15 protein-coding genes and 1 other RNA gene are annotated in these 15,341 nt (G+C 37.2%); 8 read left to right on the top strand and 8 right to left on the bottom strand.

The window, feature by feature from the left end; genetic code table 11:
- Window positions 1–3: 3 nt before the first annotated feature.
- A complete protein-coding gene (locus ACY45D_RS10035) occupies window positions 4–630 on the top strand; it encodes a histidine phosphatase family protein (RefSeq protein WP_463106616.1) in 627 nt (208 codons plus the stop codon).
- 4 nt (window positions 631–634) lie between these two features.
- Complete coding sequence (locus tag ACY45D_RS10030; protein WP_463106615.1) at window positions 635–1,375, top strand: adenosylcobinamide-GDP ribazoletransferase; 741 nt, start codon at window positions 635–637, stop codon at window positions 1,373–1,375.
- A gap of 158 nt (window positions 1,376–1,533) precedes the next feature.
- Here the strand turns inward: ACY45D_RS10030 and ACY45D_RS10025 are convergent, their stop codons facing one another.
- Entirely contained in the window at window positions 1,534–3,027 is a 1,494-nt protein-coding gene (locus ACY45D_RS10025) for an amidase (RefSeq protein WP_463106614.1), read from the bottom strand.
- 135 nt (window positions 3,028–3,162) lie between these two features.
- Entirely contained in the window at window positions 3,163–4,650 is a 1,488-nt protein-coding gene (locus tag ACY45D_RS10020; protein ID WP_463106613.1) for a GGDEF domain-containing protein, read from the bottom strand.
- Window positions 4,651–4,909: 259 nt separating this feature from the next.
- Between ACY45D_RS10020 and ACY45D_RS10015 the strand changes: the two genes are divergently transcribed.
- The gene (locus tag ACY45D_RS10015; protein ID WP_463106612.1) at window positions 4,910–5,386 is read left to right on the top strand and encodes a hypothetical protein; all 477 of its coding nucleotides are present in this window, start codon (window positions 4,910–4,912) and stop codon (window positions 5,384–5,386) included.
- Window positions 5,387–5,456: 70 nt separating this feature from the next.
- Here ACY45D_RS10015 and accC read toward each other — a convergent pair whose 3' ends face one another.
- The 4 genes from accC to ACY45D_RS09995 all read right to left on the bottom strand — a co-directional run bounded on the left by accC (window position 5,457) and on the right by ACY45D_RS09995 (window position 9,850).
- Window positions 5,457–6,821 (bottom strand): acetyl-CoA carboxylase biotin carboxylase subunit, encoded by a 1,365-nt coding sequence (gene accC / locus ACY45D_RS10010; RefSeq protein WP_463106611.1) that lies wholly within the window; start codon window positions 6,819–6,821, stop codon window positions 5,457–5,459.
- A 16-nt stretch (window positions 6,822–6,837) separates the two neighbouring features.
- Complete coding sequence (locus ACY45D_RS10005) at window positions 6,838–7,254, bottom strand: acetyl-CoA carboxylase biotin carboxyl carrier protein (RefSeq protein WP_463106610.1); 417 nt, start codon at window positions 7,252–7,254, stop codon at window positions 6,838–6,840.
- Window positions 7,255–7,278: 24 nt separating this feature from the next.
- On the bottom strand, window positions 7,279–7,728 hold the full coding sequence (gene aroQ / locus ACY45D_RS10000; protein ID WP_463106609.1) for a type II 3-dehydroquinate dehydratase: 450 nt from the start codon (window positions 7,726–7,728) through the stop codon (window positions 7,279–7,281).
- 1,195 nt (window positions 7,729–8,923) lie between these two features.
- Window positions 8,924–9,850 (bottom strand): YbgF trimerization domain-containing protein, encoded by a 927-nt coding sequence (locus ACY45D_RS09995; RefSeq protein WP_463109473.1) that lies wholly within the window; start codon window positions 9,848–9,850, stop codon window positions 8,924–8,926.
- A gap of 337 nt (window positions 9,851–10,187) precedes the next feature.
- On the opposite strand from ACY45D_RS09995, the gene ffs reads away from it, so the two are divergent.
- Window positions 10,188–10,284, top strand: an RNA gene (gene ffs, locus ACY45D_RS09990) — signal recognition particle sRNA small type.
- A 196-nt stretch (window positions 10,285–10,480) separates the two neighbouring features.
- Here ffs and ACY45D_RS09985 read toward each other — a convergent pair.
- Entirely contained in the window at window positions 10,481–11,095 is a 615-nt protein-coding gene (locus ACY45D_RS09985; protein WP_463106608.1) for a regulatory protein RecX, read from the bottom strand.
- 168 nt (window positions 11,096–11,263) lie between these two features.
- Between ACY45D_RS09985 and ACY45D_RS09980 the strand changes: the two genes are divergently transcribed.
- Genes ACY45D_RS09980 through ACY45D_RS09965 form a run of 4 tightly spaced genes read left to right on the top strand, consistent with a single transcriptional unit; the run spans window position 11,264 to window position 14,218 of the window.
- Complete coding sequence (locus tag ACY45D_RS09980; protein ID WP_463106607.1) at window positions 11,264–11,791, top strand: PAAR domain-containing protein; 528 nt, start codon at window positions 11,264–11,266, stop codon at window positions 11,789–11,791.
- On the top strand, window positions 11,784–12,497 hold the full coding sequence (locus ACY45D_RS09975) for a VRR-NUC domain-containing protein (RefSeq protein ID WP_463106606.1): 714 nt from the start codon (window positions 11,784–11,786) through the stop codon (window positions 12,495–12,497). The genes ACY45D_RS09980 and ACY45D_RS09975 overlap by 8 nt, the downstream gene beginning before the upstream one ends.
- Before the next feature lie 13 nt (window positions 12,498–12,510).
- Window positions 12,511–13,617, top strand: a complete 1,107-nt coding sequence (locus ACY45D_RS09970; protein WP_463106605.1) for a type VI immunity family protein — start codon at window positions 12,511–12,513, stop codon at window positions 13,615–13,617.
- Window positions 13,618–13,621: 4 nt separating this feature from the next.
- Window positions 13,622–14,218: a hypothetical protein gene (locus ACY45D_RS09965; protein WP_463106604.1), complete on the top strand. Its 597-nt coding sequence runs from the start codon at window positions 13,622–13,624 to the stop codon at window positions 14,216–14,218.
- A gap of 65 nt (window positions 14,219–14,283) precedes the next feature.
- Here the strand turns inward: ACY45D_RS09965 and recA are convergent, their stop codons facing one another.
- Window positions 14,284–15,330: a recombinase RecA gene (gene recA / locus ACY45D_RS09960; RefSeq protein ID WP_463106603.1), complete on the bottom strand. Its 1,047-nt coding sequence runs from the start codon at window positions 15,328–15,330 to the stop codon at window positions 14,284–14,286.
- Window positions 15,331–15,341 lie beyond the last annotated feature (11 nt).

Below are 15,341 nucleotides of genomic sequence, written 5' to 3'. Positions count from 1 at the left end.
CAAATGGAACAGAAACTGCAACTGGATTTGCTCCGTCATGGAGAGACCACGCTCAGCCATACCTTACGCGGTTCTACCGATGATGATTTGACCGCATTAGGTTGGCAGCAAATGCATCAATCAATTCAAATCTTAGACCCGTCTTCAGTTGTTTTAAATTCACCTCAACCTCAGTGGGATATGATTTTTACTTCACCCTTAAAGCGTTGTCGCTTATTTTCAGAACTCATTTCTGAACAATTCAATATTCCCTTGATCGTTGATCAACAACTACAAGAAATGCATTTTGGGGATTGGGAAGGTCAATCAACGCAAGCTATTTATGAAAATACCCCTGAATTATTAGCGAATTTTTGGCAACAGCCTACAAAATTCACACCACCACATGCTGAAAGTCTGCACACTTTTTATGCACGTATTCAAAATGCATTACACAATATTCAACAATATATGTTGCAAGCGCATGCTCAAAAAGCCTTAATCGTGACACATGCAGGTGTGATTAAGCTTTTAAAATGTATTGCACTACAACAATCTTTAGATGATATTTTGAAAATGTCAGCAGAATTAGGGCAACTGAATCGCTTTGTTTTAAACAGTGAAACAGCGCATTTGCAGTGGTTGGAGTAAATCGATGACGCCATTCTTTATTGCACTACAGTTTTTGACCATCATCCCGATTCAGCTCAAAGCGATGCCATCACTCCAGCAAAATGCACAGTCGGTGTTGTTTTATCCTTTGGTGGGACTCATCATTGGTGGTGTTTTATTTGCAATTGTGAATGTGCTACATGCTTTACCTGTGGTTTTACTCAGTACAATTATTCTCGTCATTTGGATCTGCTTAACAGGCGGTTTACACCTCGATGGCTTGGCTGATACAGCAGATGCATGGGTCGGTGGTTTTGGAGATAAACAACGTACCTTAAAAATAATGAAAGATCCTACGAGTGGCCCAATTGGGGTGCTCAGTTTGATTGTTATGTGTTTGCTTAAATGGTCTGCCTTATACGTTCTTTTGCAAAAACAACAATATACTGCCTTAATCTTATTTCCCGTATTGGGGCGCTTAGCGCCGTTATTCTTATTTCTCACCACAGAATATGTGCGTGAAAATGGTTTGGGTTCTTCAATTACTCAATATATTTCACGTGTTTGGGCAATGATTATTTTTGCCATGAGCTTATTGTTGAGTGGTTATTTTGTTTGGATTGGATTGATTACTGCGACGGTTTTTATTCTCACATTACTCTATTTACGTTTTAAGTTTATTCAAAGAATTGGTGGAATCACGGGTGATACCATAGGTGCGAGTATTGAGATTACAGAAGCGATTTGTTTACTTAGCTTTGTGATCGCAAGTGTTTATTTATAAAAAAAGTTTAAATGAGCAGCGTTTTGATTTCAACAGAGCATGTTCTCAACTTAAACAAGTATCAATAAAATGAGTAATCCAAGTTACTCATTTTATTAATTTTTTCTTATTGATTCCGTAAGACAACACGCTTTGAAAATATCTTGTTCATCATCAGTTTATAGCTGAATCGATTGGTATTTTGGCATCCATGGTTGCGCTTGTTCTAGTTGTGCAGCCAATTGTAAGAGCATATCTTCACGACCAAATGGTGCAACAAACTGTGAACCGAGCGGTAAATTGTCTTTATTCCAATACAATGGAACGGACATGGCAGGCAATCCTGTAATATTCGCCAGTTGTGTGAAAGGTACCCATTGCAAGTTATTTTTAATTAACTGTTCAACCAATTTACCTTTTGCCAATAAATGCGCTTGGTCTACTTTAAGCAAGCCTTTTATAATAGGGACTTGCCATGCAGGTGTTTTCACTTCACCATTTTTTGGTGCGACAGAGGCCGTAGCAGGGAGTAGAAATAAGTCATAATGATCAAAAAAACGATTCATTTGCGAGACATAAACACCCCAATTATTGAGGTTGTTAATATAATCTACAGCAGAAGCTTTAGCGCCAAAAGCAGCGATTGCCAAGGTGTCTAATTCAAAGTCGCTGTCTTTAGCACCAAATTTTTGTTTGACTTGATTGACTGTAAATGCGCATTGACTAAACCAGGTGGTAATAAAATCTTTGGCCAGTTTCATACCATCAATTTGCGGTTTGGCTTGTTCTACATGATGCCCTAAAGATTCTAATAATTTCGCTGTATTTTGAATGGCTTGGATCGCATCTTTAGAAACTTGAGTGCCAATCGGTGATTCAGTTGAAAATCCAATTCTTAAGCGTTTGGGTGCTTTTTGTAAAAGTTTTAGATAACTTTCTGTTGGGCTTTGAATATTAAACAAAGAAGCATGATCTGAGCCTTGTGTTGCATCTAACATCGCTGCACTATCTCGCACAGACTTGCTTAGAACATGTTGCATTGCTGCACCATGCATAGCTTCACTGATTTGCGGCCCCCAAGGTGTACGTCCACGACTTGGTTTGAGTCCAAATAAGCCACAATATGATGCAGGAATACGGATTGAACCACCACCATCACTTGCACCTGCAATGGGGACTATACCCGCTGCAACAGCAGAAGCTGAACCACCAGAAGAACCACCACTATTATGTTTTAGATTCCAAGGGTTTTTGCAACTTCCCCATGCTTCAGGCTCAGTGATACCTTTGATCCCAAACTCAGGAGAATTGGTTAAACCAAAAGTAATGACACCTGCATTTTCCCAGCGATTGACTATCTCCGAGTTTTCAGTGGCGATATATTTTCCTTTTTTATAGGCATTTGATCCAAATGATGTCGCAACACCTGCATATTCTTGGTGTAAATCTTTCAGTAAAAAGGGGATACCTGCAAACGCTCCTGTTGTCGAATGCTGTTCAGCACGTGCAACAGCTTGTTGATGCATTGGAATCACAATGGCATTCAATTTAGGATTTACTTTTTCGGCCTGTTGCATAGCAACTTGGAGTAGCTCTTTGGCCTGAACGTGTTTATTTTGAATTAATTCAGCCAAACCTAAGCCATCGTATTGAACATATTCTGAAAATTTCATTGCATTCCTTTGCACTATTGCGTTTTATTCATTTAAGTTGTGATTTTTAATATGGATTTATTTCCATCGTCATTTCTAGCCTGCTCAAATTTAGCCTAAAGTACACGCCATTGATGAAATGTCAGCAGATTCTCATTACATTTGTAAATTAGGCTGTGCTTCTAAAGTGCGTTCAATGTTTAAATTACTTTCCAAACAAAGACGATTACGTCCTTTCTCTTTGGCTTGATAAAGTGCCTCATCAGCTCGTTTTATCAGTTGTTGGAAAGGAACACAATAGGGCAAAGTTTGATAACTTAACCCGATACTTACGCTAATATTTAATTCACGTTGATCATCTAAATGGATTGGCGTGCTAAAAACACTATTACAAATTCTCTGCGCAATATTGACACTTTGTTCTAAACTTAAGTCTTTCAATAATATCGCAAATTCTTCGCCGCCTAAACGGCCAAACAAATCATTTGAACGTAGTTGTGCTTTTACTTGTCGGGTAAATTCTTGTAAAACAAAATCACCAACAACATGACCATATTGATCATTAATTTTTTTAAAATGGTCTAAATCTAAAACCAAAATGGTCACGCTATGAGATTGATACCTTTCAATTTCCTTGGTGACAGCACGCTCACTTTCTTCGTAAAAGAAGCGGCGATTCATCGCTGTGGTCAAGCCATCATGATTGGCAAGATATAAAATTTGATGATAAAGTTTTTGACGATTTAAACTGATGATTGTGAGCGTGAGTGGCCCCAATGCCAACATTAATAAACCAATACGAACAGAAATGGTTGTAGCCAAATAAGCATCTGGTGATTGAGCGATATAGTAACTTGTTAAGCTGTTATACAGCAGCATACACACTATGCAGTTAACAATAGAAACAAAAAATAAGTTATAACTCAGTGAAGCCCAAACCAACGCTGCGATTGGAAACATGATCGCGCCCGGTCCAATAAAGAAATGAGTTAAAATAACAGAAACAATCACAGCCACTAAGGGAAGTAGTGTTTTTGGTTGCAGTGGTTTTTGCTGATATTCTTCAAGATAATTTTTAAAAACTTTCTTTTCTGGAATCGCCAAAATAATAGGCAAAAAGGCAATCACATTTAAAATTTCACCTGTCCACCACATACCAAAATCAGTCCAGATACGGTCCATTGACATAAACGTATTGGGTAAATATGGCACAGTAAGACTGGCAAAAACTGGAGCCGCCAAACAGCCACCAAAAGTACTGATTGCAAATAAGTAAAGGAACGTTAAGCCTCTATTGTATTGTTTATAATTGAGTTTAAATAGGCGAATGAATAAGAGCGTAACAATAACATGTAATAAATTTGCAATGGTTAAAAATAAAGTGAGTAAAAAATAATTACCTGTAATGAGGTCGGCAATCATAAACCCACTAAAAGCACCGAACCAACCACCAAAGTTTTTCAAGTTATTAAAGCGAAGAAACATGCCCAATAACACAGCATTGGCAGGCCAAAAAATTGCGAGGAAAAATAACGGACGGCCTAATATTCCCATTAAAGCACAGACGAAAATCACTACTGCAACAATAGAGAACGCAGAAATATTCTGTTTAAGTCCTTGATTTGAAAATCTTATTCCTAGCAATTTGCTAACCTATTTGATTAGAACGGTTAAACCATAAGCTTATTATATACAATTACTCAGCTACTCTAAGTTTATTCCAATTAAGAATATATTTTTTGATCTATAAATCAATAGTTTTAGGTGCCATTTTAAGAAATACTTACAAAATTAATATCAAGCTTTAAAAGCAATAAAGATTGTTCTTATATGGTTATTTTTGCATGCTTTATTTTAAATATATGCTAATTTAGATTTGATGAAATCTTTACACAGATTAGGTATGAAAAAAACAGCACTGATTATTCCTTTACTGCTTAGTCTTTCAGCACATTCTTTTGCAGATCAAAAAGTTCAACCGCAAACCAAAAATAGTACAAGTTCGGCGAATTTAATTCGCATAGATACCCGCCCAGAAATTTTAGGTTTATGGGGTATGGAAATTCCAAACAATAAAAAATGTACTGAATATTATAACTTTCGAGGTTCAAATGAAGTTGTCGTAAACAGTGGCAAAGAGTGGTCTATCGGCCTCTATGATTATCAGCCATCTCCTGATAATACTTTAGAAAAGCCACCTGCATTAATTATGCAAATTAAATATGAAAATAATGAGACGGATTGTTCAGGTCGTAAAGAAGATCAATCAGGTGAAGTTTCTCAATATTTTGTGAAATGGAATAATCCCAATACCATAACATTCTGTGCTTCTGAAAAAGGCGATCAATGTTTTGCGACCTTGCGCCGTGTATTGCCTTAATCAATAAACCCTTAAATATAAAAAAACCTCTGATTAACAGAGGTTTTTTTATGCTTAGAAGATGAGTTGATTAAGCATCATTCTCATGACCTTGAACTTGTTTTAACAAATGCTTTTCAAGGTAGTGAATGTCCATCGCTCGTTCACAGAACTTTTTATCTTCTAGAATTAAGTCTTTATGCAATGGAATATTGGTTTTAATTCCAGTCAAAATCATTTCATCTAAAGCTTGTTTCATGCGAGCAATCGCTGTATCACGATCTTTACCATGTGCAATGAGTTTCGCAATCATAGAGTCATAATACGGAGGAATGCTATAACCTTCATAAATATGAGAATCTAGGCGAATACCTGCCCCACCTGGTGCATAGAAACTTTCAATTTTACCCGGTGAAGGTAAGAATGTGGTCGGATCTTCTGCATTGATACGGCATTCAATGGCATGGCCTTTCACTTCAATTTCTTCTTGTTGAAGATCTAAACCTAAGCCAGCTGCAATACGTAATTGTTGTTCAATAATGTCGATACCCGTCACTTGTTCAGTAACAGGGTGCTCAACTTGAACACGGGTATTCATTTCAATAAAGAAGAATTCACCATCTTCAAATAAGAACTCGAACGTACCCGCACCACGATATTGCATCAATTTACATGCATGTACACAAGCATCTAGAATTTGAGCGCGTGCCTCTTCTGGTAAACCAGGTGCTGGTGCTTCTTCTAAAACTTTTTGATGACGACGTTGTAATGAACAGTCACGGTCATATAAATGAACAGCATGCCCATTACCATCAGCTAAAACTTGTACTTCAACATGACGTGGTTTTTGTAGGAAACGTTCCATATAAACCGTGTCATCGCCAAACCACATTTCAGCATCACGTTGCGCTGCTTGAACAGATTCAAGCAGCGTGTCTACACGTTCAACAATACGCATCCCACGACCGCCGCCGCCTGATGCCGCTTTTACGATCAATGGAAAACCAATTTCTTTGGCCTCAGCCAATGCATTACTGGTTGTTACGGCATGTGCTGAACCGGGAACTGTTGGTACACCAGCTTTACGCATTGCCATAATTGCCGAAACTTTATTACCCATTAAACGGATATGTTCTGGACGTGGACCAATGAAAATAAAACCAGAGCTTTCTACAATTTCAGCAAATTCTGCATTTTCAGACAGGAAACCATAACCCGGGTGAATAGCATCTGCACCGGTGATTTCAGCAGCGGTAATGAGGGCAGGGATATTTAAATAGCTTTCACTACTCGCACCCGGACCAATACAAACAGCTTCATCACAAAAACGAAGATGCATCAAATCTTTATCGGCATCGGAATAGATACCAACCGTTTTGATTCCCAAAGTTTTGCAAGCACGGGTAATGCGTAAAGCAATTTCACCACGGTTTGCAATCAAAACTTTTTGCAACATATCAACCCCCGAGGTATTACGCGCGGTAGCGGAATAAAGGTTGACCGAATTGGATTACATCACCATTTTTAACTAAAATCTCTTCAACGACGCCGCTTTGAGTTGCTTCAATCGGGTTCATAATTTTCATTGCTTCGATGATACCAAGCGTTTCACCAGCAGAAACAGTTTGACCAACATTCACAAAAGGTGCTTCACCAGGACTAGGTGCTGAATAAAATACGCCAACCATTGGAGAGGTTTCTACTGCACCACGCGGCCCAGCTTTTTTAGGTGCCTCAGCGATTGGTGCTGCAACAGGGGCTACGCCAGCAGCAACCACAGGATTACGGCGAGTTAAAGCGATCGATTGATCTCCCTCTTTCACTTCAATCGCTTGAAGGTCAGATTCAATCATCAAGTCGATGAGCTTTTTGATTTTGCGAATATCCATGGGTTCGTATTCCTAAATTATGATTTAAGTTGAAGATTGAATTTTGTCGATCACGTAATTGAGCGCAAAAGCATAGCCTTTTGCACCTAAGCCACAAATTACGCCTACGGCTTTATCGGATAAATAAGAATGATGTCTGAATGCTTCACGAGCATGTACATTTGACAGATGCACTTCAATAAAGGGAATGGCTACACCTAATAGTGCATCACGTACAGCAACAGATGTATGTGTCAATGCGGCTGGATTTATAATTATAAATTGCACACCTTGTTGCTGAGCTTGGTGAATTCGATCTACGATTGCACCTTCCCAATTACTTTGGAAAGTGTCTAAAGAAATATTTGCTTGCTGAGCTTGTTGCATGAGTTGCTGGTTAATGTCATCCAATGTGAGGTGACCATAAACCTCTGGTTCGCGCTGTCCTAGCAAATTTAAGTTTGGTCCGTGAATGACCAAAATGGTCGAACTCATTGAGCCTGCTCCAATTTAAAAGTTGCAAAAAGTTTTGCAAGATGTCTGCAAAGTTTGCATATTATGGCATGTTTTTCTACAAATACTTTATATTTTCTTTGAATTGTCGCAGAAAGGTTGTGCCTCGTATGGGCTATATAATGTTAATTTTGCCGACAAATGGCAATGTTAAAATATGACAAATTTTATAGATGTTTCGTAATTCTTACATTTTAAACCGAATGACCAAACTATTCATTTGATTTGTGTAACAGGTTGGCTTAAATCGACGATACACAGCATAGCATTCGATCAAGTCGGTTGTGAGTAATTCAAGTTCCTTGTTCAATTTTGAATATTTTAATCCATAGAGAGTAGCTAGTTTGGGTGCTTATGATCAAGTCACTAGGATTTGGATTAATTCAGCTTTTTTGCATACTCGTTATTGCCCAATACATGATAGATCTTATTGTAAATTTTAGATCTACAATTTTTTCTTATCAGGATTGAGCAAATCTAGCTATTTAAATTAATATTTTTTATTAAATAAAACAAAATGTTATTATTTAAACCGTTGGTTTTATATTCACAAGTGACCGTTCAAAACTAAGAATCAATGACGCTATGATTTTCTATACAGCACATTTAGATGATTATGAATAGCAAATCGGTGTGAGGCATTATGCTGTTTTGTTATTTATAAAGTGATATCTCAGCTGAGCAGTATAAGAACAATTCCTTATTGAAGGATTTTAATTTTTTAAAGGGAGTTAAAGCAATATTCATACAATATATCCTTTAACAATCGATCTTATAAAATATCTAAAAACATACAGAATTGACCATTTAGTTCATCGTTGCTGTGTTTATCAGCATCGCTCATTTTGAATGAACAGAGGATGTATTGGCAAAAGTTAAGTCACAGCAAATATAAGAAGGGTATGGATATCATCGGTTGCTGGTTTCATGTTCAATTTTTAGAATTTTGGCGGGATTGATATTCATGCAATTTAAGCAAGCTGATTCTAGTTGATCATGTTTGAAATAATTTGAATGGTTAAAATAAAGATTTTAAAAAGATAAAAACAGATATGTAACAGATTTACTTTATCAAGCATCAAAGTAAATCAGTGTTAACCCCATTTACTTTGATGCCAAACTCAGCGTGATTGAACAAAGACACTTTGTCGTTTGTGGTTTATTTTCAAACCAAACATTAAGCCTTTTTAAAGTAGCCTGCTTCTTCAGATGTTGGGTAGGTTTTTAAAAGCTTATTCTTATAGACATTTGCTGTTTGTGCATTTTTATTTACATCTTTAGCAATGCTATAAAGTTGGTAAAGCGCACGTGGTGCTTTAGATGAATTGGGGAACTTTGCAGCAACAATTTCATAGTTCTTTTTGGCTTCATTATAATTTGGTGGGTCAATCGCCAAATTGAACTCTGCTAACCAAAAATAAGCATTGCCTGTATAGATGCTATTGGGATTATTTTTAATAAAGTTTTGCATAGGTGCAATGGCTTGTTTAGCACCACCTTTCTTATATGCATCTAGCGCAATTGTGTATGCTGCTTTTTCTAAAGCGATTGGGTCACTACTATTATTGTTCACCGTGCTGGTTGTATTAGATGGTTGGGCGGTATTGTCTACTGCAGGTTGTGGGGCTGGTGTTGTAGGTGCTACGGTTTGCGGTGGAGCAACATTATTGTTGTTTGCTGGCGCAGTATTCGTTGGTGCAGTATTCGTCGGAGCATTATTTGCAGGTGCATTGGTACTATTTGCTGTAGGTGCATTCTCAACGGGTGCTGTTTGTTCACTATTTTCAGGGTCAAGCTTTTGATTTAATAACTCAAGACGCTGATCCAAGTCTGTATAACGGTTAGTGAGTTCTTTGCTTAACTGGTCAATGGTGTTTTCTTGTTCTTCAATTTTTCCACGTAATTCACGAATTTGATTTTCTAATTGTTGATTCTTTTGAATTAAATCCCAACTCATATTGCCAGCAATTGGTGAAGTAGAATTCGATATCGCATTGGGTGTCGATACAGAATCACTTAAACCACGAGATTCAATAGGAATTGCATATAAAGATGCTGAACTGAGTAAGGCAATAGAAAACAGGGCATGCTTCTTTAGCATAATTTTAGATCCATCAAAGTTAAGTTTTACATACAGCACCTTTCAAAGCCTGTATGAAAATAGATATTTGACCTCATTAAAAACGGCTGAAAAGGGAAATGCAAGGTGCTTTTACAAACTTCAGCTAATTCTACTCAGAATGTGAATGATTTTTGTATAGAACAAGCAGGCGCTTTTATTCCCATAACAAGAAAAAAGGTACTTTCTGTTTAGATTTTGCCAACTTTTTAGATATATTGATGATGAAATAAGCAAATGAATGAATAACTTGAGAAAATGACAATGTTTGGCTTGAAAGAATATAAAAAATCTCTATACTCTGATATTGCAATGGTAGCCCTGCTGGTGGCTTCGCAATTGTACTCTGAAAACCCCGCCAGGACCGGAAGGTAGCAACGGTATCAGAAATACGATGTGCCGAGGTTTTGCTAGTAGGGTTGCCACCAGTTTCTAAATCATAAAAATAAATTGTTATTTACTTCTTTTTAAATACCTTTTCAATCAATTGTCTTCATTTAAATACTCCTATCGTTATCTATTTCTTTTAATTGTGATTATTGCTTTTATTCTGTTATTTATTCTTATTTTCTGATCCATGATCAGTTTGTATTTTCATCTATATCATGATTATTCTTAATCAATTTCTTTTTTGGAAATCGCTTTCATAATCGCATCCATTTCAAAACCACGATATTGTAAAAAACGAATCTGTTTGGCTTTAATTTTTGGATCTTTTGCGACTTCAGTACCGTATTTTTTAACTTTAAGTTGGTAAGCTTGTTCATACCAATCAATTTCAGCTAAATCCTCTTGTACCAGTGCTTTATCCAGTTGTTTACTTCTCAATGCGAGTTTAATACGGTTTGGACCTTTACCTTTACGCATTTGACTGCGTACGGTCATTTCAGCAACACGTTGATCACTTTGATAATTATTCTGCGCTAATTCTTCTACTAGACCCATAACTTCGTCTCGGTCTTGCGCATAGGTTATTAACTTTTCAATTAAATCCGCTTTTGAATATTCTCTGCGTGTTAATACTGCAAAAGCATAAGAACGGAGACGAGTACCTGTTAAACCTTGTGGTTTTGGGGTGTTTTCGGTTTGGTCATCTGAGAGTGAATCTAGTGAGGTCGTATCGTCAGTTTGTTGATACTGCGTATGAGTTTGCTGATCAGTTTTTTGTTCACCAAATTGCTGTTTTAATTTTTCATAATCGAGCATTTTAGGGAAATTTGAGTTGGACATCTTTGGCGGTTCTATTTAATTGGTTTAATCAGTTTTGTATAGTTTTGTTAGATATGTTTAATAATATCTTGTTTTGCTCATCAATATGGTCATAATTTGTTCCGCTACAGTTTAGAAATATAAGTTCTTTTACATTTTATATAAAAAACACAAATTAGGAAAATAATGATGAAACCAATTATTGTTCAAGGTTGTAAGACCGATCATGGCGGCGTTGTTCTTCAAGGACATCCAACCATGTCAATTAATGGGATTGGTATGGCGGCCAAGGGGTATATGGTGAGTTGCCCTAGATGCCAAGGTGTCTTTCCGATTATTGAGGGTGCGGAAAATTTTACATTACCCAATGATTTACCCGTTGCTTTGGCTGGTATGAAAACCGCATGTGGAGCAACTTTATTAGCAAGTACCTTTTTGGTGATCGTAGAGGCTGGTTCGCCTTTTGGTTCAAGTCTGATTGCCAACCCAAATGATGATGAAGACACGGTTCCTGCACCTGAAGAACATTCAGGAAGATTTCAATTAATTGACCAAAATACAGGTCATCCGATTGCAAACCGTAGAGTTCGGGTTGTCATGTCAGATGGTACAAGTACCATTTATGCAAGTAATGATGACGGTTTTACCGACTGGATTTATACGCCTTCAGAGGAAGACATTCACTTATATTTAGTGGATGAGCTAGACAATGGCTGATCAAGGAAAGCCAAAAGGAACTTTAGTCACTTCCCCAGTACAAATGCCTGCCATTAAAGTGGTGGCAATTGATAACGATGCGCTTGATCCAAAAGATAAAGAAATTCTTTGTAGTGCGATTTGTTACTGCAACTATAATCCAAACAAAGGTAAAAAACAAAATAACCTATATCAATCATGTGTTTCTGAACGATTAAAAGAAATGGATGAGATGATGTTTAATCAAAGTCCTTATAAACCTGAAATAACCTATGATATGCATACCGATCCACCTGAACCGATTATGGATAAAGATATTCTAACCAAGGGACATAGATATGTTTGGGGATGGATTAAAAAAAATTGGTTGAACGATAAAGGTTATGAGTATGAACGCGGGCAAGGTATGACTCGCCGACCAGATGTAGTGATTGTTAAAGATCCTAATTTACCACCTACACAAGACAATATTGAGCATGTGGTTGAGATTAAGTTTGGTACAGATGTTTTTGGTATAGATCAAGAAACTTCTTATGGAAAAATAGCAGGTGATGCTAGTAAAGTTAAAGTGTTAGACCCAGATGAATGTGGATGTAATAGTGACGATGGCAGAAAATCCACTGTCACTGAATGGGCAACAGCAGCAATTGCAACATTAACTGCCTTAATGCAGTTACGAAAAGGCAAAATACCCAAAATGCCAAAATTTCCGTCCCCTGCATTTTAATTTGGAGAAATATATGCACTTTACAAAAGAAGAAGATTATAAAGCATGGGTTGAGAAACAAGAAAAAGGAGCGGTTGGTGGCGGTTTGCTGACACCTCAAGGTGGTGAAGACTATGTGGGGGCGATTCCTGCGATTCGTGCAGTGCTTTACTTTAAAGAAGGCTATAGTGATGAAATGCGAGAAGCGATTGCGCAATGTTCCGATGATTATCTAGTCTACGCTAAAGAGCATTTAACATGGCTATGGCAAGATGAACCTCCCTCAGGAGCAGGTAATGCAAGTATAGCTTTTGATAAAGTTAAACCTATTCGAAATATTTTGAAATATTACAGCCCGATGAAGTCTTTTAACTTTTTATATACCAGCGGTAAAGAAAAGTTTGCTATTGGAGCTTGGGAATTCTTTGTTGGAGGTCGCAGTCAATGGCAAGTACAGAATGGAACTTATCAAAGTGTACTCACCTTTTCTATGCCAATTGATTGGATCGGTGAAAATAGTAAGTTATTTATTGATCTCTTTATTAAATGTGCTCAACGCTTAAAAGCAAGGCATGGTTATGCAGGTTATGCTTGTATTTTGACCCAGATTCGTAGGGATAAGAATGAACCTACGGAAGCCTTTTTAGCCCGTAAACTTTGGGCAATGGATGCTGGAAGTCCGAGTTTATTATCAGACAACTTGATTAAAGGAATAAAAACAGTCAATTGGCTTACGGCAATTAATTACGGGTGGTTTAATCGAATAAAAGAAGAAGAAGCTTTAAATAGTGAATTACCGATGAACTGGTTTATCGGTTATGACTATGGTACTGGCGTGGTGATACAAGCAGGTACTTTACCTTTAGGTGGTTCTGTTGAAGAAGATCCTTTACCTGCACCTTATGTCTTGCTCAATCGGATTTTAAAGCCTCTACGTGTTGAAAAGATAGGAAGTTTACATCGTGGTAATTATTCGACTGATGAAATTCCATTGATTAAAGGCTATCGAGCTGAAGCATGGTTGAAACGCTTTGATATCGAAGACTCAGAAAAAATTGATTATTTTGCGAAATTGCAGTTTGAGCCTAAGTTAAATTCAAATTATGCATTTTTAGATAAGCGTATAGATTGGGAGGGGTAGATACATGGTTAAAATAATGAATATACTAAAAAATATTTTTACTGGTTGTGATGTGCAAGATGCTTATAATCAAGGTGATATAGCATTAAATGCACAGCATTTAATTGTTATCCAGAATTTAAAGTTTACTTGGTTAAATATCGAGAGTGGGGCGATAGCGGCGTATTTTCCAAATTTTGATTCAGTTGCTCACGCATTAAAGTTATCAAAAAATTCAAATGAATTAAGAAAAATTATGAGTGAGGCTTTATGTGCTTTTCCGTTATGGTTGTCTCGGTCTAATTGCCATGCTGGAGAATATCTTTGTGAAAATAATAAAAAAGAGTCATTTTTGTTTCAATTAACTGAACAGCATATTAAGCTCATACATCACCTTATTTGGCGTGATATGGTCATCAATGATGGTATCGTGCAATTTTATTTTCAAGGCTATCCTTTACCAATGCCATATACAGATGGTAAAAGACCTTTCGGAGATAGAACTGATTATCATCAAGATATGCTGGATATTTTGGGAAGTGAAGTCGAGCTAGATTTAGAAAAATTATTTAGGGAAATGGATATGGCTTTGTATGTTTATGTGCGAAATACGATTCAATAATACTTAGCAACCCTGTAATAAAAATTAAACGCCCCGAAAGGCGTTTAATAGATTTAAATAATGAATTAAACCTCTAAGAAATCAGGCTCTTCTTCATCTTTTTCATCAGTTGGTGCAGCAATTGCTGTGGTTAATAACTTTTCACGAATCAAACGATCAAGCTCTTGAGCGATTTGAGGGTTTTCTTCTAAGTGACGAATCACATTGTTTTTACCTTGACCAATTTTATCGCCTTGGTAAGAGTACCAAGCACCCGCTTTATGTACCAACTCTTGTGCTACAGCAAGATCAACCAACTCACCAAGCTGGTTTACACCTTTACCATATAAAATTTGGAAAAGAGCTTCTTTAAATGGAGGTGCCATTTTGTTTTTAACAACTTTAACGCGAGTTTCTGAACCTACAATTTCATCGCCTTCTTTAACTTGACCAATACGGCGAATATCTAAACGCACAGACGCATAGAATTTAAGTGCGTTACCGCCTGTTGTGGTTTCTGGGCTACCAAACATGACACCAATTTTCATACGAATTTGGTTAATGAAGACCACCATGCAGTTTGAGCGTTTAGCATTACCTGTAATTTTACGCAATGCTTGGCTCATCAAACGTGCTTGTAAGCCCATATGTGAGTCGCCCATTTCACCTTCAATTTCAGCTTTAGGGGTTAATGCAGCGACAGAATCGACAACGATCATATCAATTGCACCAGAACGAACCAACATGTCTGCAATTTCAAGTGCTTGTTCACCATGGTCTGGTTGTGAAACCAGTAGGTTGTCAATATCAACCCCAAGTTTACGTGCATATTGTGGATCTAAAGCATGTTCAGCATCGATAAAGGCACATGTTCCACCTGCTTTTTGGCATTGTGCAATCGCTTGAAGGGTCATGGTTGTTTTACCTGACGATTCAGGGCCGTAAATCTCAATGATACGACCTTTCGGTAAGCCACCAATACCTAATGCGATATCAAGCGTTAAAGAACCTGTAGATACAGCTTCAACGGCTTGCACAGTATTGTCGCCAAGGCGCATAACTGTATTTTTACCAAACTGCTTCTCAATTTGGCTGAGTGCCGCATTGAGCGCTTTGCTTTTGTTATCATCCATCTCGTAAACCT

It is taken from the genome of Acinetobacter sp. BZX-2 (assembly GCF_055179795.1).
This window is presented reverse-complemented; position numbering and strand designations above follow the sequence as displayed.